The organism is Streptomyces sp. CB09001 (assembly GCF_003369795.1).
In the GTDB taxonomy this organism is placed as follows: Bacteria; Actinomycetota; Actinomycetes; order Streptomycetales; family Streptomycetaceae; genus Streptomyces.
Map to the genome: position 1 here is coordinate 3,426,171 of NZ_CP026730.1, position 20,254 is coordinate 3,446,424.

17 protein-coding genes are annotated in these 20,254 nt (G+C 74.2%); 13 read left to right on the top strand and 4 right to left on the bottom strand.

Annotation, left to right across the window (positions count from 1 at the left end):
• Positions 1 to 80 precede the first annotated feature (80 nt).
• The 5 genes from C4J65_RS15740 (at position 81) to C4J65_RS15760 (ending at position 7,191) form a co-directional block, all read left to right on the top strand.
• A complete protein-coding gene (locus C4J65_RS15740) occupies positions 81 to 1,229 on the top strand; it encodes an aminopeptidase P family protein (protein ID WP_115742968.1) in 1,149 nt (382 codons plus the stop codon).
• A gap of 174 nt (positions 1,230 to 1,403) precedes the next feature.
• Positions 1,404 to 2,690 carry a threonine--tRNA ligase gene (thrS, locus tag C4J65_RS15745; protein WP_115742969.1) on the top strand — a complete coding sequence of 429 codons (1,287 nt, stop codon included), beginning with the start codon at positions 1,404 to 1,406 and terminating at the stop codon, positions 2,688 to 2,690.
• Between the two features lie 319 nt (positions 2,691 to 3,009).
• Positions 3,010 to 4,002, top strand: coding sequence for a nucleoside hydrolase (locus tag C4J65_RS15750; RefSeq protein ID WP_115742970.1), 993 nt, complete (start codon positions 3,010 to 3,012; stop codon positions 4,000 to 4,002).
• 484 nt (positions 4,003 to 4,486) lie between these two features.
• On the top strand, positions 4,487 to 6,157 hold the full coding sequence (locus tag C4J65_RS15755) for a glycoside hydrolase family 13 protein (protein WP_115742971.1): 1,671 nt from the start codon (positions 4,487 to 4,489) through the stop codon (positions 6,155 to 6,157).
• Positions 6,158 to 6,288: 131 nt separating this feature from the next.
• A complete protein-coding gene (locus C4J65_RS15760) occupies positions 6,289 to 7,191 on the top strand; it encodes a hypothetical protein (protein ID WP_115742972.1) in 903 nt (300 codons plus the stop codon).
• A gap of 13 nt (positions 7,192 to 7,204) precedes the next feature.
• Here C4J65_RS15760 and C4J65_RS15765 read toward each other — a convergent pair whose 3' ends face one another.
• Positions 7,205 to 8,554 carry a helix-turn-helix transcriptional regulator gene (locus tag C4J65_RS15765; protein WP_115742973.1) on the bottom strand — a complete coding sequence of 450 codons (1,350 nt, stop codon included), beginning with the start codon at positions 8,552 to 8,554 and terminating at the stop codon, positions 7,205 to 7,207.
• Positions 8,555 to 8,666: 112 nt separating this feature from the next.
• Here C4J65_RS15765 and C4J65_RS36350 point away from each other — a divergent pair, with 112 nt between their 5' ends.
• Positions 8,667 to 8,837 carry a hypothetical protein gene (locus C4J65_RS36350; RefSeq protein ID WP_115742974.1) on the top strand — a complete coding sequence of 57 codons (171 nt, stop codon included), beginning with the start codon at positions 8,667 to 8,669 and terminating at the stop codon, positions 8,835 to 8,837.
• Between the two features lie 18 nt (positions 8,838 to 8,855).
• Here C4J65_RS36350 and C4J65_RS15775 read toward each other — a convergent pair whose 3' ends face one another.
• Together C4J65_RS15775 and C4J65_RS15780 are read right to left on the bottom strand one after the other, a co-directional pair.
• Positions 8,856 to 9,935, bottom strand: coding sequence for a hypothetical protein (locus C4J65_RS15775; protein ID WP_115742975.1), 1,080 nt, complete (start codon positions 9,933 to 9,935; stop codon positions 8,856 to 8,858).
• 83 nt (positions 9,936 to 10,018) lie between these two features.
• Positions 10,019 to 11,278 (bottom strand): PP2C family protein-serine/threonine phosphatase, encoded by a 1,260-nt coding sequence (locus tag C4J65_RS15780; protein ID WP_115742976.1) that lies wholly within the window; start codon positions 11,276 to 11,278, stop codon positions 10,019 to 10,021.
• Positions 11,279 to 11,371: 93 nt separating this feature from the next.
• On the opposite strand from C4J65_RS15780, the gene C4J65_RS15785 reads away from it, so the two are divergent.
• The 4 genes from C4J65_RS15785 to C4J65_RS15800 all read left to right on the top strand — a co-directional run bounded on the left by C4J65_RS15785 (position 11,372) and on the right by C4J65_RS15800 (position 14,358).
• Positions 11,372 to 11,884: a hypothetical protein gene (locus tag C4J65_RS15785; protein ID WP_115742977.1), complete on the top strand. Its 513-nt coding sequence runs from the start codon at positions 11,372 to 11,374 to the stop codon at positions 11,882 to 11,884.
• A gap of 72 nt (positions 11,885 to 11,956) precedes the next feature.
• The gene (locus C4J65_RS15790; protein WP_115742978.1) at positions 11,957 to 12,889 is read left to right on the top strand and encodes a hypothetical protein; all 933 of its coding nucleotides are present in this window, start codon (positions 11,957 to 11,959) and stop codon (positions 12,887 to 12,889) included.
• 45 nt (positions 12,890 to 12,934) lie between these two features.
• Complete coding sequence (locus tag C4J65_RS15795; protein WP_162833201.1) at positions 12,935 to 13,306, top strand: ADP-ribosylation/crystallin J1; 372 nt, start codon at positions 12,935 to 12,937, stop codon at positions 13,304 to 13,306.
• Positions 13,307 to 13,341: 35 nt separating this feature from the next.
• Positions 13,342 to 14,358: an endonuclease/exonuclease/phosphatase family protein gene (locus C4J65_RS15800; protein WP_115742980.1), complete on the top strand. Its 1,017-nt coding sequence runs from the start codon at positions 13,342 to 13,344 to the stop codon at positions 14,356 to 14,358.
• A 26-nt stretch (positions 14,359 to 14,384) separates the two neighbouring features.
• Here the strand turns inward: C4J65_RS15800 and C4J65_RS15805 are convergent, their stop codons facing one another.
• On the bottom strand, positions 14,385 to 16,463 hold the full coding sequence (locus C4J65_RS15805) for a PhoX family protein (RefSeq protein ID WP_115742981.1): 2,079 nt from the start codon (positions 16,461 to 16,463) through the stop codon (positions 14,385 to 14,387).
• Positions 16,464 to 16,726: 263 nt separating this feature from the next.
• Between C4J65_RS15805 and C4J65_RS15810 the strand changes: the two genes are divergently transcribed.
• The 3 genes from C4J65_RS15810 (at position 16,727) to C4J65_RS15820 (ending at position 20,237) form a co-directional block, all read left to right on the top strand.
• Positions 16,727 to 18,037 carry a VWA domain-containing protein gene (locus tag C4J65_RS15810; protein ID WP_115742982.1) on the top strand — a complete coding sequence of 437 codons (1,311 nt, stop codon included), beginning with the start codon at positions 16,727 to 16,729 and terminating at the stop codon, positions 18,035 to 18,037.
• Positions 18,038 to 18,153: 116 nt separating this feature from the next.
• The gene (gene metG, locus C4J65_RS15815; RefSeq protein WP_115742983.1) at positions 18,154 to 19,770 is read left to right on the top strand and encodes a methionine--tRNA ligase; all 1,617 of its coding nucleotides are present in this window, start codon (positions 18,154 to 18,156) and stop codon (positions 19,768 to 19,770) included.
• A 101-nt stretch (positions 19,771 to 19,871) separates the two neighbouring features.
• The gene (locus C4J65_RS15820; RefSeq protein ID WP_115742984.1) at positions 19,872 to 20,237 is read left to right on the top strand and encodes a PH domain-containing protein; all 366 of its coding nucleotides are present in this window, start codon (positions 19,872 to 19,874) and stop codon (positions 20,235 to 20,237) included.
• Positions 20,238 to 20,254 lie beyond the last annotated feature (17 nt).

Genomic DNA, 20,254 nt, shown 5'->3' on the forward strand with positions numbered 1-20,254 from the left:
GAGCTGCCCCACCAGGTCCCTGGAGGCGACGACATGGCCGGTACCGGAAGGCCCGCACCCGCGGTGCGCGACCGTCGGCCATGAGCGACCCGGGCGACGGCGGGGGTGACGCCACCCCCGCCGCCTTCACCGACGAGATCTACGCGGCCCGCATGGACCGCACCGCGTACGAGGCCGCCGCCCTCGGGCTCGCCGGAGTGCTGGTCACCCCCGGCCCCGACCTGGACTGGCTGTGCGGCTACCGGCCCACCGCCCCCACCGAGCGCCTCACCCTCCTCGTCCTCACCGCCACCTCCCAGCCCCGGCTGCTGGTGCCCGCGATCGACCGCCCGACCGCCGAGGCGGCCCCCGGCGCGGGCGCGATACGGGTGTCCGACTGGTGGGAGGGCCAGGACGCCTACGCCGCCGCGGCCGGACTGCTGCGCCCGCACGGCCGGTACGCCGTCTCCGACGCGACGTGGGCGCTGCACCTGCTCTGCCTCCAGGCGTCCCTGCCGCTGGCCACCTACCAGCCCCTGTCCGTCGTGCTGCCCATGCGGCGCGCGGTGAAGGACGAGCACGAGGTGGCCCGGCTGACGGCCGCGGCAGCGGCGGCGGACGCCGCGTACGAGCAGGTCCTCGGGCTGCGTTTCGGCGGGCGCAGCGAGCGCGAGCTGGCCGCCGACCTGGCCGGGCTGCTGCGCGCGCACGGCCACAGCCGCGTCGACTTCACGGTGGTCGGCGCCGGACCCCACGCGGCCGACCCGCACCACCGGCCCGGTGACCGGGTCATCGTCGACGGGGACATGGTCGTCCTGGACTTCGGCGGCCTCAAGGACGGCTACGGCTTCGACATCGCCCGCACCGTCCACGTCGGGGCGCCCACGGACGAGGAGCGGCGGGTCCACGAGACCGTCCGGGCCGCGCAGCGGGCGGCGTTCGAGGCGGTCCGGCCCGGGGTGTCCTGCCAGGAGGTCGACCGGGCGGCCCGCGCGGTGATCGAGGAGGCCGGGCACGCCGGGCACGGCGCGCACCGCACCGGCCACGGGGTCGGCGTCACCACCCACGAGCCGCCCTATCTGGCGGAGGGCGAGGAACAGCCCCTCGAACCGGGCATGTGCTTCTCCCTCGAGCCCGGCATCCACCTCCCGGACCGCTTCGGCGTCCGCATCGAGGACGTCGTGACCTGCACGCAGGACGGCGGCCGGCGGCTCAACACCACCTCGCACGAGCTGGTGATCGTGCACTGACGGCTTCGCCGGGTCCGGGGAAATTCGCTCGCGTCCGCGCCCGGCGCCCCCGTACCGTCGTCCCCATGAAGCGCGTCCGTCCGTTCTTGGAGACGACGCCGGGATTCGTCCCGGCGCGCTGACTGCTGACCAGAAGTCCGAAGCCCCGGGGCGAGCGCCCCGGGGCTTCGTCACGTGGTGCTCGTCCCGTGGACCGTTCCGAGGGAGACCACCATGCACGACCGGGACCACGACCACGACCACGACCATGACCACCGGCGGCTCGGCCGCGAACTGGCGCTGTTCGACACCGACCCGCTCATGGGCGCGGGCCTGCCGTACTGGCTGCCCGACGGCGCGGTCGTGCGCCACACCCTGGAGGAGTACGTCCGCGAGGCGGAGCGCCGGGCCGGCTACCGCCACGTCTACTCGCCCGTCCTCGGCAAACGCGAGCTGTACGAGATCTCGGGGCACTGGGAGCACTACCGCGACGACATGTTCCCGCCGATGGAGCTGGGCGCCGAGGAGGTCGTGCTGCGGCCGAGCCTGTGCCCGCACCACGCCCTGGTCTACCGTTCCCGCGCCCGCAGCTACCGCGAACTTCCCCTGCGCATCGCCGAGCTGGGCGCCATGTACCGTTCCGAGCACTCCGGCGTCCTCGGCGGACTGACCCGTGTGCGGGCCATCCACCTCAACGACGCCCACATCTTCTGCACCCCGGACCAGGCCGCCGCCGAGGCCCGCGCCGCCCTCGGGCTCATCCGCCGTGCCCACGCCGACCTCGGCATCCGGGCGGCGCGCCACCGCCTGTCCCTGCCGGGTCCCGGCGGCAAGTACGTCGCCGACCCGGAGCTGTGGCGGCGGGCCACCGCGCTGCTCCGCGAGGCCCTCGACGGACTGCCCTACGAGGCGGTGGAGGGCGAGGCCGCCTTCTACGGCCCCAAGATCGACGTGCAGATCGAGGACGCGGCAGGACGCGAGTCCACCCTGTCCACCGTCCAGATCGACTTCCACCAGCCCGAACGCTTCGGCCTGCGCTACGTCGGCCCCGACGGCACCAGGCACCGCCCGGTCATGGTGCACCGCAGTGTCATCGGCAGCGTGGAACGAGCGGTCGCCCACCTGATCGAGGCGCACGGCGGCGCGTTCCCGGCGTGGCTGGCCCCGGTGCAGTTGGTGGTGCTCCCGGTGGCCGGGGCGCAGCGGGAGGCGGCGTACGTCCTGGCGCGGCAGGCCGCCGACCTGGGCCTGCGTGCCGAGGTCGCCGACCCGGAGCGCGGCAGCCTCGGTGCCCGGGTCCGGGCGGCGCGGAAGGTGCCGTACCAGGCGGTGATCGGCGCGCGCGAGGCGCAGGACGGCGACCTCGTCGACGTACGCCTGCGCGACGGCCGCCGCCCCGGACAACTGACCGGCACCGAGCTTCTGCACCGCATCACCGACCGCGTCGAGGCACGCGGCCCCGAGCTGTGGCCGTCCGACTGAGCCCGCACTCCCGGCGCGGGGGCCACGCCCCCCGGGCCACGCCCCCCCCGCGTCCCGCACAGCGGCCACGACTCCCGACGTCCAGCTCGGGCCGTCGCGCGCCGGGCTCCGGGCACGGGGCGTTCGGGCGTCGAGCGGGGCGCCCCGCGCCGGGCGTCACGCGTCTCGTCGCGGCGGCCGTCGGCCGGACCGGTTCCCGCGGCTCAGGGCCGCGGACCCGGCGGAGCCCGTGCCGCGGCGCCGATCCGGGGGATTCGATCGTGCCCGCGTAAGGTCGCCGCATCGGCGTCCCCCCGCGAAGTACAAGGAGCCCCCGGCCGTGAGCAGCGTCTCCGAGCAGCAGCAGCCCATTCCGGTGATCATCGACTGCGACACCGGCATCGACGACGCCCTGGCCCTGCTGCTGGCGGTCCGGCATCCGCTCCTCGACCTGCGCGCGGTCACCTGCGTGGCCGGGAACACCGACGTGGCCGGGGTCGTACGGAACACGCTGACCGTGCTGGAGCGGGCGGGTGCCCCGGACGTTCCCGTCGCCCGGGGTGCCGAGCGGCCGCTGATCGAGGGCGTGCGCACCGCGCGGCACGTGCACGGGGCCGACGGCATGGGCGACCTCGGGCTGCCCGCGCCCACCCGCGTCCCCGCCGACGTGGACGCGGTGACGCTGCTGCGCCGGGAGATCCTCGGCTCCCCGCGGCCCGTCACCCTGATCCCCACCGCGCCGCTGACCAACATCGCGCTGCTGCTGCGCACCCACCCGGAGGTCACCCGCAACATCGAGCGGATCGTGTTCATGGGCGGCGCGGTCGCCACCGGGAACGCGACGCCGGTCGCCGAGTTCAACGTGTGGCACGACCCGGAGGCCGCCGCGATCCTGCTCACGGCCGGGGTGCCGATCACGATGTACGGGCTCGACGTGTTCGAGCGGGTGATCGTGCCCGGCGCGGACGTACGGCGGCTGCGCGCGAGCGCCGAGCCCGGCACCCGGCTCGCCGGGGAGCTGCTCGCCCACCGCGGCCCGGCCACCGACGCCACCGACCCCGGCGGCGGGCTCGGCGACGCGGGCGCGGTCTGCGCGGTGATCGACCCGGCGGGCCTGACCACGCACCGGCTGCCCGTCGAGGTGTCCCTGGCCCCCGGCCCCTCCCGCGGCCAGACCCTCGTCGACCGCCGGCTGCGCGTCGGCGAGTCCGAACTGCACGACGGCATGCGTGAACAAGCCCTGGTCGACGTGGCGTTGGACGTGGACGTGGCCCGGTACGTGGAGCTGTACCTGACTGCCGTCGAGCAGTCCTGCGGAAATCCGGGGAACTGAACCGCCGCGGGACGGAAGGGCGCACGTCGGGTGTGACTTTCCGCCCCGCGTCCTGCTGACGCTGGGAGACGGCGGATCGTGCCACAGGCACGCTGGTGGCGGGAGGGGCCACCTTCCTCGAAGTGGCCACGCTCGGGATCGCGGTGGGGAGCTTTCTGTGGCGGTCGCCGGTCCGGGATCAGGGGGCGAAAAGCCCTTCGTGTCTCTTCTCGGGGAGGCGAAGTGGGGAACCGCCATGGGGATGAACCACCTGGAGCGTCTCATGCGGGCCCGGGACGTTCTCGCCGAGCGGGGATACGACACGACGCGGTGCGCCCTGGGATGTTTCAGCGCCGCCGGATTCAGCGACACGCTGCATGCCCAAGCCGAACGAGGTGGCGTTCCAGGCGTGTGGTCCCCGGCGCGTCGTAGCGGCACGGGTTCGCTTTTCGGGTGATGTGGACAGATCTGTTCATGTCGCCGCACGCATCGCGAAGGAGGCCGCGTGACCGTACGCAGCACCGCCAGCACCCCCGATCTGTCGTCCAGGGACCCCAACTGGTGGCGGCAGGCCGTCATCTACCAGGTCTATCCCCGCAGCTTCGCCGACGCCGACGGCGACGGGCTCGGGGACCTGCGCGGCGTCACCCACCGGCTGACCCACCTGGCCGCCCTCGGCGTCGACGCGCTCTGGCTCAGCCCCTTCTACCCCTCGGAACTCGCCGACGGCGGCTACGACGTCGACGACTACCGCGACGTCGACCCGCGCCTGGGCACGCTGGACGACTTCGACGCGATGGCCGCCGAGGCCCACCGGCTGGGCCTGAAGGTGATCGTCGACCTCGTGCCCAACCACACCTCGCACCGCCACGTCTGGTTCCGGGAGGCCCTGGCCGCCGGCCCCGGCTCCGCCGCCCGCGACCGGTACGTCTTCCGCGACGGCCGCGGCGCGCACGGCGAACTACCGCCCACCGACTGGCAGTCCGTCTTCGGCGGCAGCGCCTGGCAGCGGGTGCCCGACGGGCAGTGGTACCTGCACCTGTTCGCGCCCCAGCAGCCCGACCTGAACTGGGAGAACGAGCAGGTCCGCGCCGACTTCCGCACCACGCTGAAGTTCTGGTGCGACCGGGGCGTCGACGGCTTCCGCGTCGACGTCGCGCACGCGCTGGTCAAGGACCTGACCGAGCCGCTGCGCGACCTGGGCGATCCCGAGCTGAGCGGCGAGGCGGCCCTGGCCCGGTTCGCACCGGGCACCCACCCCTTCTACGACCGCGACGACGTCCACGAGGTCTACCGCGACTGGCGCAAGATCCTCGACGCCTACACCCCGCCCCGCACGGCCGTCGCCGAGGCCTGGGTCCCGGGCGCCCGGCGCGCCCTGTACGCCCGCCCCGACGAACTGGGCCAGGCCTTCAACTTCGAGTACCTCCAGACCGGCTGGGACGCGGCCGAGCTGCGCGAGGTCATCACCGCCTCACTGGCCGACGCGCGGGCCGCGGGCGCCTCCGCGACCTGGGTGCTGTCCAACCACGACGTCGTCCGGCACGCCACCCGCCTGGTCCTGCCGCCGGACACGGACACCGACGCCTGGCTGCTGTCCGGCGGCCGCGCACCCGCCGTCGACCCGGCGGCCGGGCTGCGCCGGGCCCGGGCGGCGACGCTGCTGATGCTGGCGCTGCCCGGCTCGGCCTACGTCTACCAGGGCGAGGAACTGGGGCTGCCCGAGGTGGCCGACCTGCCCACCGAGGTCCTCCAGGACCCGATCTGGGAGCAGACCGGCCATGTCCGCAAGGGCCGCGACGGCTGCCGGGTGCCGCTGCCCTGGACGACGGAGGGGCCCTCGTACGGCTTCGGCGCGGGCGGGGCGTGGCTGCCGCAGCCGCCGGGCTTCGCGGCGTACGCCGTCCAGGCCCAGGACGGAGTGGCGGGCTCGACGCTGGAGCTGTACCGCACGGCCCTGCGCCTGCGCCGCAAGCTGCTCGACGGCGAGTCGCTGACCTGGTCGGACGACATCCAGGCGGGGGTACTGCGGTTCGACCGCTCGGACGGCTGGCGCTGCGTCACCAACCTGTCCGGCACCGCGGTCGACCTGCCGGCCGGTGAGGTGCTGCTCACCAGCGCTCCCCTGGAGGACGGCCGGCTCGGCCCGGACACGACGGTGTGGCTGGGCCTGTAACGGGTCCGCGCGGTCGACCGGCGCCCTCACCCGGACGGCCGCGCGCGCTGGTGGCGGGGCGGGGACGGTGGTGCCGTGGAAACGTGACCGATCCTGACCGGCGCCGGTCGCACCGGCCCCAGGAGGCACCGATGCAGCCCGCCCCCGCCGCCCGCCCGCTGCCCCACGCCGCCGCGCCCCCGTCACACGCCCCCGCCGCCCAGCCGCCGCACGCTCCCGCCGCCCGACCACCGCGCGCACCCGGCGCCCGGCCGCTGCTCGGTGCCGCGCTCGCGGCGGTGCTGGCGCTGACGGCGACCGCCTGCGCCGGGGGCGGGCGGGACGCGGACGAGGCGGCCGGCACCGTGCCGCCGGCCGCGCAGTCCCCGGCCGCGCTTCCGTCACCCGGCCTGCCGCCGGTGCTCACCCGGGGGCAGGCGCGGGCGGCCCTGATCACGGCGGCCGACCTGGGGGAGGCGTGGGAGCCGACGCGGGGTGCCGCGACCTGGCGCGACGAACTGCTCAAGGCCACCGCCGAACGGCCCGACTGCCGACGGCTGCTGGACATCCTCTACACCGAGGACCTCTTCGGCGCGGACGCCGCCACCGCGCCCCGGGCCACGGCCGCCCTGGACGACGCGGCGGACGGGGCCCAGCTGCACTACCGGGTGACCTCCCACCGCGCCGCCGACCTCGACCGGACGCTGGCCTGGCTCGGGACGCTGCCGGACACGTGCGGGCACTTCACGGCCCGGGCCGCCCGCGGCGCGGCCCGGGACGTCCGCGTCACCGGACTGCCCCTGCCGGAGGCGGGGGACGCCCGCCGGGGCCTGCGGGTGACGGTGGGCGGCGCGGCGCCGGACGGCGGTTCCCCGGGGGACGCCCGCGACGCGATCCTCACCGTGGACCTGGTCGCCGTCCGCCTCGGCGACGACGCGATCAGCCTCACCAACGGCACCCTCGGCGAACCGGCCGACGACGCCACCCGGACGTCCGTCGAGATCGGCACCGGCCGCCTGGCGGAGGCGCGGCGACAGGGGCGGGCCGAGGTGTAGCGCCGGACAGGCCCTACAGCGGGGGCTGGGCGGGCGCCGGGCCCAGGGTGGTCGTGCCGGGCGCGGTGCGGTGCCCGAGTCCGGTGCGGTAGGCGTCCAGGGCCGCCTCGACGCGGCCGGTGCGGCGCAGCAGGTCGCCGAGGAGGCGGCACAGGTCGGCCAGGTCGCCGGCCGCGCCGGCCCGCTCCAGCAGGCTCAGCGCACGGACGTAGTGCTCCTCGGCGGCCTCGGTGTCCCGGGCGTCCTCGGCGATGATGCCGAGCAGCCGGTGCGCGCCCGCGGAGTGCACGGCGCCGCGTTCGGAGGAGAGGTCGTCGAGGACGCCGTGCAGCAGCTCGGCGGCGTCCTCGGACTTGCCGCGCCGGTGCAGTACGTCGGCCAGTTCGACGGCGACCTGGCTGCTGTACAGGGCGGCGCGGGTGGCCGAGAGCATGCCGAGCGCCTCACGCATCTCCGCCTCGGCGCGCGGCAGTTCGCCGTTCTGGGCGCAGACGTAGCCCCGCATCCAGTGGCAGTTGGCCAGCTCGGTGCGCAGTTGCAGCGTGCGGTACAGCTCGGCCGCCTTGGCGAGCGAGGCATCGGCGTCGGCGAGGCGGCCCTCGGCGAGCAGGGTGCGGGCGAGGGAGCGGTGCATGCGGGCCACCAGCGCGGGGTCACCGGCGCTGGGCGCGAGGGCGAGGGCGAGTTCGGCGGCCTGGGCGGCGCGCGCGTGGGCGCCCATGTCCATGTACGGGCCGATCGCGCTGGCGTAGAGCAGCAGCAGCGCGTCGGGGTCGTGCAGGCCGCCGCGGTTCAGCTCGTCGAGGGTGGTCTCCAGCAGGTAGACGGCGTAGCGCAGTTCACCGGCGAGGTAGTGGGAGAGAGCGCGTCCGCGCAGGGCGGGGACCCGGGCGGGCAGCGGGGCTCCGGCGTCGGCGAGGCACTGCTCGGCCCGCTCGAAGTACTGCCGCCCCGCGGCGAGTTCACCGGTCTCCACGGCACACTCGCCGAGCCCGAGCAGCGCGGCGGCCCGTTCCTCGGCCAGCTCGTACGTCTCGGCCTCGGCGAGCAGCGCGGTGTACTGCGTGGCCGCCTGCTCCGCGCCCTCGGTGGCGAGGGTGCGCTGCGCCTCGGTGAGCCTGAGCCGCAGGTCGGTGGCGAGGCGGGCGGGGCGTCCGGTGGCCAGCTCCTCGTATGCGACACCGAGCCGGTCGGCGAGGTGCCGCAGCGCCTCGTCGGAGGGGCGGACGCGGCCGGCCTCCAGGGTGGAGATGTAGGCGGGTGTGTACGCCGGCTCCGCGAGCTGGCGCTGGGTCATCCCGCGCTCGGCGCGCAGGCGCTGCACCCGGCGTCCGATGGCGTTTCGGTCGTCACGGTCCCCCACTGCCAACTCCCCATGAGGCTCTTGCCGTTCGGCGCGGACGGCTCTAGGTTAAACCGCGTATTAAGCGCGCTTAACCGCGCTTGACACAATCCCTCATCCCGCAGAGGACACCGTGCCCGTACGCTTCCGCACCGCCGAACGTTACGCCAGAGCGCTCGCCGCCGCCCTCGCCGCCGTGGCCTGCCTGCTGCTGGCCGCGAACGCGGGCCCCGCGGACACGGCACCGACCCCGGCCCAGGACGCCGCCCCACTCACGGACGAGCCCGCCTCGGCGGGCGGCTAGCCGGCGGGAGGGGTTCGCTCAGCCCTGGGTCTGGAGTCGGCCCAGTTCGCGCTGGACATGGTCCAGGGCGCCCTCGCGGCGGCCCGGTACGCGGCCACGCAGCGCGGCGAGGGCCGCGCCCAGTTCGCGGGCCGGTCCGGCGTCGCGGATCCGCCCCCACTGGTGGTGGGCCCGGTCGACGGCCGCCTCCACGGCGGGCGCCTGCGGCGGCTGCCCGGCGCCGAGCCGGGCCTCGGCCACCGTCAGCCAGGCCCGGCAGCTGCGCACCGGGTCGCCCGCGAACATCGCCAGGTCGGCCCGGACCTCCGTCCAGTGCAGCGCGTCCTCGGAGGCGGGCCCGTGCGCGTGGGCCGCGGCCTGCTCGTGCCGGGCGGCGAGCGCGTCGGCGTCCCCGTGCCGCCCGGAGCGCACCGCGGCGGTGATGACGGCGTGCGGGTCGCCCACCACCGGTCCCGGCGCCGTCAGCACCAGGTCGGCGCCGGTCACCGCGCCGCTGCCCGGGGCGTCGGCGGCGGCGCGGGCCAGCGCCTGCTGGTGCAGCTCGTCCGGCGGCGGCCGGTGCCCGCTGCGCAGGATCGTCGCGACGCCCCGCATGTACGAGGGGAAGGCCACCGTCCGCCGTGCGGGCGGCGGCGCGACCCGACCGTAGACGGCGTTGTTGCGCCCGGAGTCCAGCGGGCTGGTCCGCAGCCACTGCCAGGTCTCGTGGTCGGCGTGCAGATCGAGCAGCAGCGTCGTCGCGCCGCTCGGCCGCAGCCGCAGCTCCTCGCGGATCCAGTGCCAGGGCAGTGCCGTGTAGCGGACGGTCGACGGGGTCGTGCGGGCCAGCGCCAGGTGCGGCAGGCGCTGGCGCCGGTCCAGCTGGAGCTGCCCGGCGACGTAGACGGTGAGCGGTCCGGGGGCCGCCGCCGCGGCCCGCAGCCGGGTCAGGACGGCCTGCGGCTCCAGCGGGTCGGCGAGTTCGACGACGTTCGCCGTGTCCGTGCCGGAGAGCACGGCGGGCGGCACGGCCGCGAGCACGGGGAGCACGGAGGCGGCGTCCACCAGGCATCCGCGGCCCACGGGCGACGCCGCGAGCAGCAGCACGGTTCCGGGCATGTCCTCGTCCCCTCCCCCTGTCGATCACGTACGTCGATCACGTACGGCAGCACCGTAACCGCTGCGGCTGCGCAGCGGGGCACTCAGCCGCCGCCGGCCCGCTCCCGACCGGCCGGCGGCCGCCGTACCGCGAAGACCGTGGTGTCGTCGGCCACCCGCCCCCGGCAGTGCCGCAGCGTGCCGTCCCGTACGAGGGACACCAGTCGCGCGGGCACGGCGCTGCGCGGGTCGACGGCGAGGGCGACGGCGATGTCGTCGGCCGGCCGGTAGAAGACCCCGCCGGGGTCCCGGGCCTCGGTCACCCCGTCGGTGACCAGCAGCAGCGTCTCGTCCTCGGCCAGGCGCAGCCGGTGCACCGGCGGCGTCCCGGACCGGCCGGTGGGCGCCAGTTCGGCCATGCCCAGCGGCAGCCCGCCCACGACCGGCAGCAGGCGCACCCCGCGCGGGCCGACCGCCATCGGGGGTTCGTGACCGAAGACGACGGCGTCCACGGCGTCCGGCAGACCGGGCTGGAAACCGATCAGCACGGCGGTGGCGAACCGGTCGCCGTCGGCCCGGCCGAGGCCCGCGGTGTGCTCACGGTGGCGCACCATGCGGATCTCCAGGCGCTCGGCGACCGTCGCGAGGTCCGGTTCGTGGTAGCCGGCCTCGCGGAAGGTGCCGAGCAGCGCGGCGGCCGTCTCCACCGCGCCGAGCCCCTTGCCCTGCACGTCGCCGACGAGGACCCGGGTGCCGTGCGGTCCGGGCTGGATGTCGTAGAAGTCGCCGCCGACGCGGGCCTCGCTGTCCGCGGCCAGGTAGACGGCGGCGTGGTCGAGCCCGCCGAAGCCCACCGGGAGCGGGCGCAGCACGGTGCGGCGGGTGGTGTCGGCGATGTCCCGCATGTGCAGCATGCGCCGCTCGCCGCCGACCCGGAACCCGGCGGCCACCACGGCGATGACACCGCCCAGGACGACGAGGACGAGACCGGGCAGCCCGGTCTCGTCACGGTGCTGCCACACGGTGTCGGCGCAGACGTAGACGAGGACCGCGAGCACGGCGAAGGCGGCCGTTCCCCGCACCCCGCAGATCGCGGCGGCGACACCCGGCACCAGCACGGTCCAGGAGATGATCTCGAACGCGCCGGTGGTGACGTCGCCCGCGGTGATGCCGACGAGCAGCAGCAGGGGGAACACCCAGGCCACCGTGCGGCCGCGCACGCTGAGCAGCTCGTGCCGGGACACGGCGTCGCCCCCGCCGGCGGCGTGCACGAGCCGGCCGAGCGGCCGCCACCGGGCGCGCACCGGCCTGCGGACACGACCCCTCACGGGCCCCAGCGAAACACGCGACCGGCCGGCCCGCATCCCGACCGGCCCGCATCCTGACTTGCCAGTCGGCGGACCCAGGTGTGCGCTGGTAGACGGGGGCAGACGGGGCGAGGCGAGAGGAGTGCTCTCATGGCTCACGCGGTACCCACACGCGGAACGTCCACCGCCGCCCGCGGCGGCGGCACCGGTACGGGAAGCGACACGTCCGGGCGCCGGACGCCCGACGTCTTCGGCGCGCGGACCCACCTGCTGGCGAGGTGGGCGATGCCGCTGGCGATCGGCCTGGTCTACGGTTACTGGGCGGCGTCCGTCCGCCGCCACGGCGGCCCCATCACCGGCTGGAACCTGCTGTTCGGCTTCATGACGGTGCTCGCCTTCGCCATCCTCTGGTACGTGGTCCGCGCCGTGGCCGACCGGCTGCCGCGCGAGGGTCACGCGGTGCTGTGGGGGGCGTTCACGGGCAGCGCCCTGGGGTTCCTGTACTCGGGCAGCGGCGTGGCCATGTTCACCTGCGTCCTCGCCTCCCTGCTGCTCGCGGGAGCGGTCACGGCCGGGCTGTACTACCTCTACGCCACCCACGAGGACGCCGAGGAGGCCAGGGCGGCCAGGCACCGCGCCCGCACCCTCACCCGCACCACCTGACCGGCTCGTCCCCGGGGGCCATATGCAGTCACGCCGGTCGCCCGGCGGGGGCGCGGGGGTTTGCCTGGGAGCGTGTCCCCCCGCCTCCGGAACGCCCTGTCGGCCGCCCTGCTCGTCCTCGCCGGCCTGCTCGCCCCGTGCGCCACGCTGGCGGCCTGGGCGATGCACGGGCCGGCCGACACGGGCCGCTACGTCGCGTCCATGGCCCCGCTCGCCGACGACCCGGCCGTGCGGGACGCCGCCGCCGACACGCTGGGCGCCGGGTTCGCGGGGCTCGTCGACGAGGTCGCGGCAGGCCCCGTGAACGGCAGCGTGCGGCTCTTCGTGCGGGACGCGGCCCGGTCGTTCACCCGCACCGAGGCCTTCCACGAGGGCTGGAACGCGGCCAACCGCACCGTCCACACCGCCGTCCTGCGCGCCCTGCGGGACGACGGCGCCGCCGGACGCGCGGTCACCGTCGACCTGGCCCCGGTCACCGAACGCGTGCGGGACCGGCTCGCCGCGGACCACGTGCCCTTCGCCCGGCGCATCCCGGTCCGCCACCTCGCGGTCACCGTGCTCCCGGCCCACGAGGCGGACCGGCTCAGGAAGGGCTACCACGTGCTCGACGTCGCCGCCTTCTGGCTGCCGCTGGCGGCCGTCGTCTTCGCGGTCGCCGCGATCGCCGTCGCCGCCTGCCGCCGCCGCGCCCTCACGGCCGCCGGGATCGGCACCGCACTCGGCGGCGCCCTGCTCGCCCTCGCCGTCCTGGTCGGCCGCCGGCTCACCGTCGGCGAACTCCCCGGCCCGGTGGACGGCCCCGCCGCGGGCGCCGTGTACGACGCCCTCACCGAAACGCTGCGCACCGCCTCCTGGCTCCTCGTCGCCCTCGGCCTCACGGTCGCCCTGGCCTCGTGGCTCACCGGCCGGTACGGGCGTCCGCCGCGCCGCCGGTCCACCGCGGAGCCCGCCTCGGAGCCCACCGCCGAGCCCGGCCCGACCCGGCCGACGCGCACCCGGCTCTGAAACCGCTTGGCGGGGACCGCGCCCGGGCGGCTAACGTCGCCGCCCATGACCGAGCAGCGGACCAAGAGCGGCACGACGACCCTGTGGCGGCCCACCGGCCCCGAGGAGCTGGCGCTCGTCGAGGCCTCCGGCTGGACGGCCTGGCCCCCGCGCCTGCCCGAGCAGCCGATCTTCTACCCGGTCCTCAATGAGGACTACGCCGTCCGCATCGCCCGCGACTGGAACGTCCCCGCCTCCGGCTCGGGCTACGTGACCCGCTTCGAGGCCGACACCGCCTTCCTGGCCCGTTACCCCGTACGCCGGGCAGGCGGCGAGACCATCCTGGAGCTGTGGGTCCCGGCGGAGGAGCTGGCGGAGTTCAACCGGCACATCGTGGGCCGCATCGAGGTCGTCCGGGAGTTCCACGCCCGGGCGTAGATTCGGGCATCGCACCGCGAGCGAAGGGCCGGGACTTGGACACCGAGACCGACACGGCGACCGGCACGTCGCCGGACGCCGACGACGGGCGGGCCCCCCGCCGCACCGGACGGCGCCTCGGGGCCTGGTGCGCGGGGCTGCTGTTCGCCGGGGTGAGCGTGGTCGTCGGCTGCCGGGCCGCCGACAGCGACGGCGTCACCCCCGTACCGCAGCTCCTCGCCTTCCTGCCCTGGCTGCTGGTGCCGACCGGCGCCGGGCTGCTGCTGACGCTGCTCGCCCGGTGGTGGACCGGCGCGGTGTGGGGCGTCGCGCTGCTCGGGCTCCTCGCGTGGTTCATCGAGCCGTACGGCAAGAGCGTGGAACCCACCGGACCGCCCGTCGCCGACATCCGGGTGCTGACCTCCAACGTGGAGTTCGGGCAGGGCACCGACGCGCTGATCGCCGCCGTGCGCCGCGAGAAGCCCGACCTCGTCTTCGTACAGGAGTGCGAGCGCACGTGTGACGCGGCGCTGCGGCGCGACCTGGCCGCCCGCTATCCGCACCGGCGGGCCGTCGAGGGCGACGGCTCCAAGGGCTCCGTGATCCTGAGCGCCTTCCCGCTGAGGGCCGCCCCCGCCGTCCCCGGCACCATGGGCATGCCCGCCGCCGTCGCCGACGTACGCGGCCACGCCGTACGGCTCCGGCTCGCCCACCCGATGCCGCCGCTGGCGGACCGGGTGGACCTGTGGCGCGAGGAGCTGGACGCCCTGCGCGACGCCGCCGCCGGGGACCGCGGGACGCCCACCGTCCTGGCCGGCGACTTCAACGCCTCCCAGGACCACGCCGCCTTCCGCCGCATCCTGGACACGGGGCTGCGCGACGCGGCCCGGCTCGCGGGCGAGGACCGCACGCCCAGCTGGCCCGCGAGGACCCTCCCCGTGTTCGGCACGCAGATCGACCACGTCCTGGTCTCCGGGGACTTCGCCGCACGCGACGCCCGGTTCCTGGACCTGGCCGGCACCGACCACCGCGCACTGGTCGTCGACCTGACCCTGCACGCGGCGGCCGGCTGACCGCGCCCCTTCGCCTCCCGGCCGGCTCAGACGCCGATGTCGCGGCCGTCCGCGCGCCACACCGCCACGACCGCCGGGCGCACGATCTTCCCGGGCCCGTCGGGCCAGGAGCTGGCCGGCTGCTCCACGGAGGCGCCGTCGACCTCGCCCGGGTGCTGCACGGCGACCAGCACCCGCCGGTCCTGGACGAGCGGGCCGCAGGTCTCCGCACCGGTCGGCACGGTCAGGAACTGCTTCAGCTCACCGCGCCGGTCGCCCCTGGTCGCCACGCCGAAGAGCCCGTCGTGGGTGCCGAGCGCGTTGCCGTCGGTGGAGATCCACAGGTTGCCGTGGTCGTCGAAGGCGACGTTGTCGGGGCAGGAGATCGGGCTGACCCGGTCCTTGGGGAAGCCCGCGAAGTAGGTCGCCGGGTCCTCCGGGTCACCGGCGACCAGGAACAGCGACCACCCGAAGCGGGTGGCGTCGGCCCGGTTCCAGCGCTCGGTCAGCTCCAGGACGTGGCCGTGCTTGTTGGAGTTGCGCGGGTTGGCCTCGTCCGGGCCCGCGTAACCGGCCTTGCCCCGGTTGGAGTTGTTGGTGAGGGCGACGTACACCTTGCCGGTCGCCGGCGAGGGCTCGATGTCCTCGGGCCGGTCCATCTTGGTCGCGCCGACCTTGTCCCCGGCGAGCCGCGTGAAGACGCACACCTCCTCGGCGCTCATCCCCTCGACGTGCGAGACGGCACCGTCCTCGGTGGCGGTCACCAGCGGAATCCACTCGCCGCCGCCGTCGAACTCGCCGTCGCGCGGCAGCGTCCCCGTCCCGTCGATCTCGATGGCGGGGGAGTCGCCGCTGAGCTTGGCGACGTACAGCGTCCCCTCGTCGAGCAGCGAGAGGTTGTGCTCGCGCGCCCAGCGGGAGTCGCCGTGCCGCATCCGCTTGCTGCCGACGAACTTGTAGAAGTAGTCGAACCGCTCGTCGTCGCCGGTGTAGACGACCGGCCGCCCGTCGTGCGTCAGCCGCACGGTCGCGGCCTCGTGCTTGAACCGGCCCAGCGCGGTGTGCTTGCGCGGCGTCGACTCCGGATCGTACGGATCCAGCTCCACGACGTACCCGAACCGGTGCACCTCGTTCGGCTCCCGGGCGACGTCGAACCGCTTGTCGAACCGCTCCCACTTGCGCTCGGTGGCGCCGGTCCCGATCCCGTACCGCTTGTCGGTGGCGCTGGAGGCGTTGGCGAAGTACTGGTTGAAGTTCTCCTCGCCGTGCAGCGTGGTGCCCCACGGGGTGGTGCCGCCGGAGCAGTTGTTGAGGGTGCCGAGCACCTTGCGGCCGGTGCGGTCGGCGGAGGTCTTCACCAGGTCGGACCCGGCGGCCGGGCCGGTCAGCCGGAACTCGCTGGTGGCGGTGACCCGCCGGTTCAGCCGATGCCGCGCAACAGACGTCAGCCGCCCACTCCTCCGCTCCTCCTCCACGGCGACGACGGACAGCCCGTGCGCGGCCCAGGCGATCTCGACCTGCTCGCGGGTCGGGTTCTCGGGGTCGTAGCCGCGGAACATGAGCACCTCGTCGGTGTACTCGTGGTTCGCGACGAGGAGCTGGCGGTCGTGCTCGCCCCGCAGCGGCAGCAGCGCGAGGAAGTCGTTGTTGTACCCGAACTGCCCGGCCTGCGCCCTGGCGCTCTGCTTCTCCGGGTCGAAGGCGGGCGCCCCGCGCAGAATGGGTTCACCCCAACGAATGACGACCTCCTGCCGGTACCCCTCCGGAACGGTCACGGCGTCGTCGGTGTTGGGTGCGACGGGCGTGAACCGCAGCCCCCGCGCACCGGACGCCTTGGAGGGCCTCCCGTGCCCCTTTCCGGCCGCGGGCGCGGCCTGCGCCGACGGCGCCCCCACCACGCCGACGGCCCCGGCGCCCGCCGCGGCGACGGTCACGACGGCGGCGGCCCGCATCATGGAACGGCGGCTGAGCGCACCCGCGATGACATCGCCGACGTACTCGTTGGAGCTGGTGTTCGGCACCTCGTGGAAGCAGGCGTCGCCGCACCGGAAACGGCAGGTCATCGCGGACCGGCCGCCAGGATGCGAACCGGACGGCGTCCCGATCAACGGCAGGAGCTTGCGCACTGTGTTCTCCCCTTGAGAATCCCTGTATGCCCTGGTGTCAGCGCGACCGTAGGCGCGCATACGTGCCGGGACCGGGCGTCGCGGTGAACGCCGGGTGAACCCGCGGAATCCTTGGGGGAATTGCGGCGACGACCGGATCCTGCCTTGACGCCTCGCCGCCCGCATGTCAGACCCTGCACAAGATCACAAGCCGGGACCGCTAACCTTACGTGTCCGTCCTGGCCAGGGATTGACGGCACCAACTCACTCGAAGGGTTGCGCACATGGGCATTCTCACTCTCCTGCGGAACGCGTTCGGCCGCTCACGCAAGGAACGGACCGCACAGGCGGAGGGTGCGACGCAGGAGACGGCACCGCCGGTCACCGCACCGGAGCCGAAGCTCCCGTCCCAGCCCACCGCACCCCCGGAGCCGGCCGAGACCACCTCGACCGAGCCGGAGTCCTCCCAGATCCCCGAGCCCCGCTCGGAATCCACCCCCGACGAGCACGACCTCGTCAAGGCCGCCTTCGCCAACATCACCGTCCCCAAGCCCACCCCGTCGACCCCACCCACGAACCCCGAGCCCGAGGTCGCCCCCGAGGCAAACCCGGAGCCGGAAACCAGCCCGGAGGCGAAGCCCGAGCCCGAGGCGAAGGCAGAGGCGAAGGCCGAAGCCGAGGCGGAAGCCGAGGCGGAAGCGGAAGCCAAGCCGGAGGCGAAGGCGCAGCCCGAGGCGGAGGCCACCCCCGAACCCGCAGCCGCCGACGGCGAGGAAGCCCCACAGGGGCCACCCGCACCCGACAACGAAGGCAGCACGGGTGGTGCGGGTGGGAACACGGACGCCGAAGGCGCAGCCGAGGCGTCACAGTCCGCCACCCCGCCGGAGGCACCCCGTGGGAACACGGACGCCGAAGGCGCAGCCGAGGCGTCAAAACCCGCAACCCCCGCGGCGCGCCTCCGCTCCCGCGCCCCCGGCCTCACCACCGCCTACAAGGCAGCCGGCACCGCCCTCAAGAAGCACGACCTCACCGGCGCCCGCGCCAAGGTGCACCTGGTCCTCGACCGCTCCGCCTCCATGCGCCCGTACTACAAGGACGGCTCCGCCCAGGCCCTCGCCGAGCAGGCCCTCGCCCTCGCGGCACACCTCGACCCCGAGGCCACGGTCCACGTCACGTTCTTCTCCACGGAAGTGGACGGCACCGGCGACCTGACCCTCACCGACCACGAGAACAAGATCGACGAGCTGCACGCGGCGCTCGGCCGCATGGGCCGCACCAGCTACCACGCCGCCGTCGAGGCCGTCCTCGCCCACCACGAGAAGGAAGCGCCCGGCACCCCCGCCCTCGTGGTCTTCCAGACCGACGGCGCCCCCGACGCCAAGACCCCCGCCACCCAGGCCCTCACGGACGCCGCCGCGAACCACCCGCACGTCCACTTCTCCTTCGTCGCCTTCGGCGACCCGGAGAACAAGGCCTTCGACTACCTCCGCAAGCTCAAGACGGGCAACGCCTCCCACTTCCTGGCCGGCGAGACCCCGAAGGAGCTCACCGACAAGGAGCTGTACGAGGGCGTACTGGCCACCTGGCGCCCGTAGCCGGTCACCACAGCCGCACGATCGGCGCTTTCGGGGGGTGGACGAAGGGGAAGCCCTCCGTCCACCCCCCGAAACGCGTGTGAGTCGATCTCCGCGGGCCCAGTAGGATTTCGACCATGGCGGCCACTGGAACCGAGAAGCAGGGGGCGAAGGCGTACTACGTCTCGACCCCCATCTACTACGTCAACGACGCTCCTCACCTGGGCCACGCCTATACGACCGTCGCAGGCGACGTGCTCACCCGCTGGCACCGCCAGCGCGGCGAGAAGGTGTGGTACCTCACCGGCACGGACGAGCACGGTCAGAAGATCATGCGTACGGCCGAGGCGAACGGGGTCACCCCGCAGGCCTGGGCCGACAAGCTCGTCACGGAGTCCTGGAAGCCCCTGTGGGAGCACCTGGAGATCGCGAACGACGACTTCATCCGCACCACGCAGAAGCGCCACACCGACCGCGTCCAGGAGTTCGTGCAGGACCTGTACGACAAGGGCGAGATCTACAAGGGCGGCTACGAGGGCCCGTACTGCGTGGGCTGCGAGGAGTACAAGCTCCCCGGCGAGCTGCTCGACGGCGAGGGCGAGTACGCGGGCCAGAAGCTGTGCCCGATCCACAAGAAGCCGGTGGAGATCCTCAGCGAGGAGAACTACTTCTTCAAGCTCAGCGAGTACAGCGAGAAGCTGCTCGCCCACTACGAGGCCAACCCGGGCTTCATCCAGCCCGAGTCCGCGCGCAACGAGGTCGTGAATTTCGTCCGCCAGGGCCTCCAGGACCTCTCCATCTCCCGCTCGACCTTCGACTGGGGCGTCCCGGTCCCCTGGGACGACAAGCACGTCATCTACGTGTGGGTCGACGCCCTCCTGAACTACGCCACGGCGGTCGGCTACAACGAGAACCCGGAGAAGTTCGAGTCGACGTTCCCCGCCGACGTGCACCTGGTCGGCAAGGACATCCTCCGCTTCCACGCGATCATCTGGCCGGCGATGCTGATGGCGCAGGGCCTGCCCCTGCCCGGGAAGATCGCCGCGAACGGCTGGCTGATGGTCGGCGGCGAGAAGATGTCGAAGTCCAATCTGACCGGCATCAAGCCGCAGGACCTCACCACGCACTTCGGTGTGGACGCGTACCGCTGGTACTTCCTGCGCGCGATCGCCTTCGGCCAGGACGGCTCGTTCTCCTGGGAGGACTTCTCCGCCCGCTACACCAGCGAGCTGGCCAACGACTACGGCAACCTGGCGTCCCGCGTGGCGGCCATGGTCAACAAGTACTTCGGCGGCGAGCTGCCGGCCGCGACGGCCGACGGCGACGCGGAGCAGGCGATCCACGACGGTCTGGCCAAGGCGGTCGCGGAGGCGGACCGGAAGATCGGCGAGGAGCTGGACTTCCAGGGCGGCATCCTGGCGGTGTTCGACTTCGTCAAGCAGGTCAACGGCTACATCACCGAACAGGAGCCCTGGAAGGTCGCGAAGGACGAGTCCCCGGAGGGCAAGGCCCGCCTGGCCACGATCCTCTACACGGCCGCGGAGGCGCTCCGCGCCGTGGCCGTCCTGCTGAACCCGATCATGCCGGACACCTCCCAGAAGCTCTGGGACTCCCTCGGCGCCGAGCCGTCCCTCGGCGGCCTCGCGGACCAGAAGGTCCAGGACGCGGCGGACTGGGGCCGGCTGCCGTCCGGCGCGACGGTCACCAAGGGCGCGGTGCTCTTCCCGCGTCTCGAGGAGAAGCCGACGGCGTAACGCGCTCGCTACAGCAGGGGCCCGGGAGAGGCGGAAGCTTCTCCTGGGCCCTCCACGTTTGCGAAGATCGTACGAACAGCCAGCTCACGTGGGGGACATCCATGGCACTGTTCGGCAACGCGCACAGCATCGACCCGGCCCAGGCGCAGCAGGAGTACGCGCGTCTGCTCGGCCACGGCGAGCAGGTCCACGCGGCCTACCTGCTGATCCGCGACACCATCCTGTTCACCGACCGGCGGCTGGTCCTGATCGACAAGCAGGGCATCACCGGCAAGAAGACCGAGTACCACTCGATCCCGTACCGCAGCATCACGCACTTCGCGGTCGAGACCGCCGGCCACTTCGACCTCGACGCCGAACTGAAGATCTGGCTCTCCGGCTCCCAGACCCCGGTCCAGAAGACCTTCACCAAGGGCGTCGACATCTACGAGGTCCAGGCGATCCTGACCCAGTTCGTGGCCCGCTAGGTCGCTGCCGCCCGTTC

Bases quoted from the DNA above. Each gene is read 5' to 3' on its own strand.
- C4J65_RS15795 (WP_162833201.1), top strand. From the start codon at position 12,935: ATGACCGAGCAGCGGACCAAGAGCGGCACGACGACCCTGTGGCGGCCC.
- C4J65_RS15785 (WP_115742977.1), top strand. From the start codon at position 11,372: ATGGCTCACGCGGTACCCACACGCGGAACGTCCACCGCCGCCCGCGGC.
- C4J65_RS15780 (WP_115742976.1), bottom strand. From the start codon at position 11,278: ATGCGGGCCGGCCGGTCGCGTGTTTCGCTGGGGCCCGTGAGGGGTCGT.
- C4J65_RS15775 (WP_115742975.1), bottom strand. From the start codon at position 9,935: ATGCCCGGAACCGTGCTGCTGCTCGCGGCGTCGCCCGTGGGCCGCGGA.
- C4J65_RS15820 (WP_115742984.1), top strand. From the start codon at position 19,872: ATGGCACTGTTCGGCAACGCGCACAGCATCGACCCGGCCCAGGCGCAG.
- C4J65_RS15810 (WP_115742982.1), top strand. From the start codon at position 16,727: ATGGGCATTCTCACTCTCCTGCGGAACGCGTTCGGCCGCTCACGCAAG.
- C4J65_RS15760 (WP_115742972.1), top strand. From the start codon at position 6,289: ATGCAGCCCGCCCCCGCCGCCCGCCCGCTGCCCCACGCCGCCGCGCCC.
- metG (WP_115742983.1), top strand. From the start codon at position 18,154: ATGGCGGCCACTGGAACCGAGAAGCAGGGGGCGAAGGCGTACTACGTC.
- C4J65_RS15740 (WP_115742968.1), top strand. From the start codon at position 81: ATGAGCGACCCGGGCGACGGCGGGGGTGACGCCACCCCCGCCGCCTTC.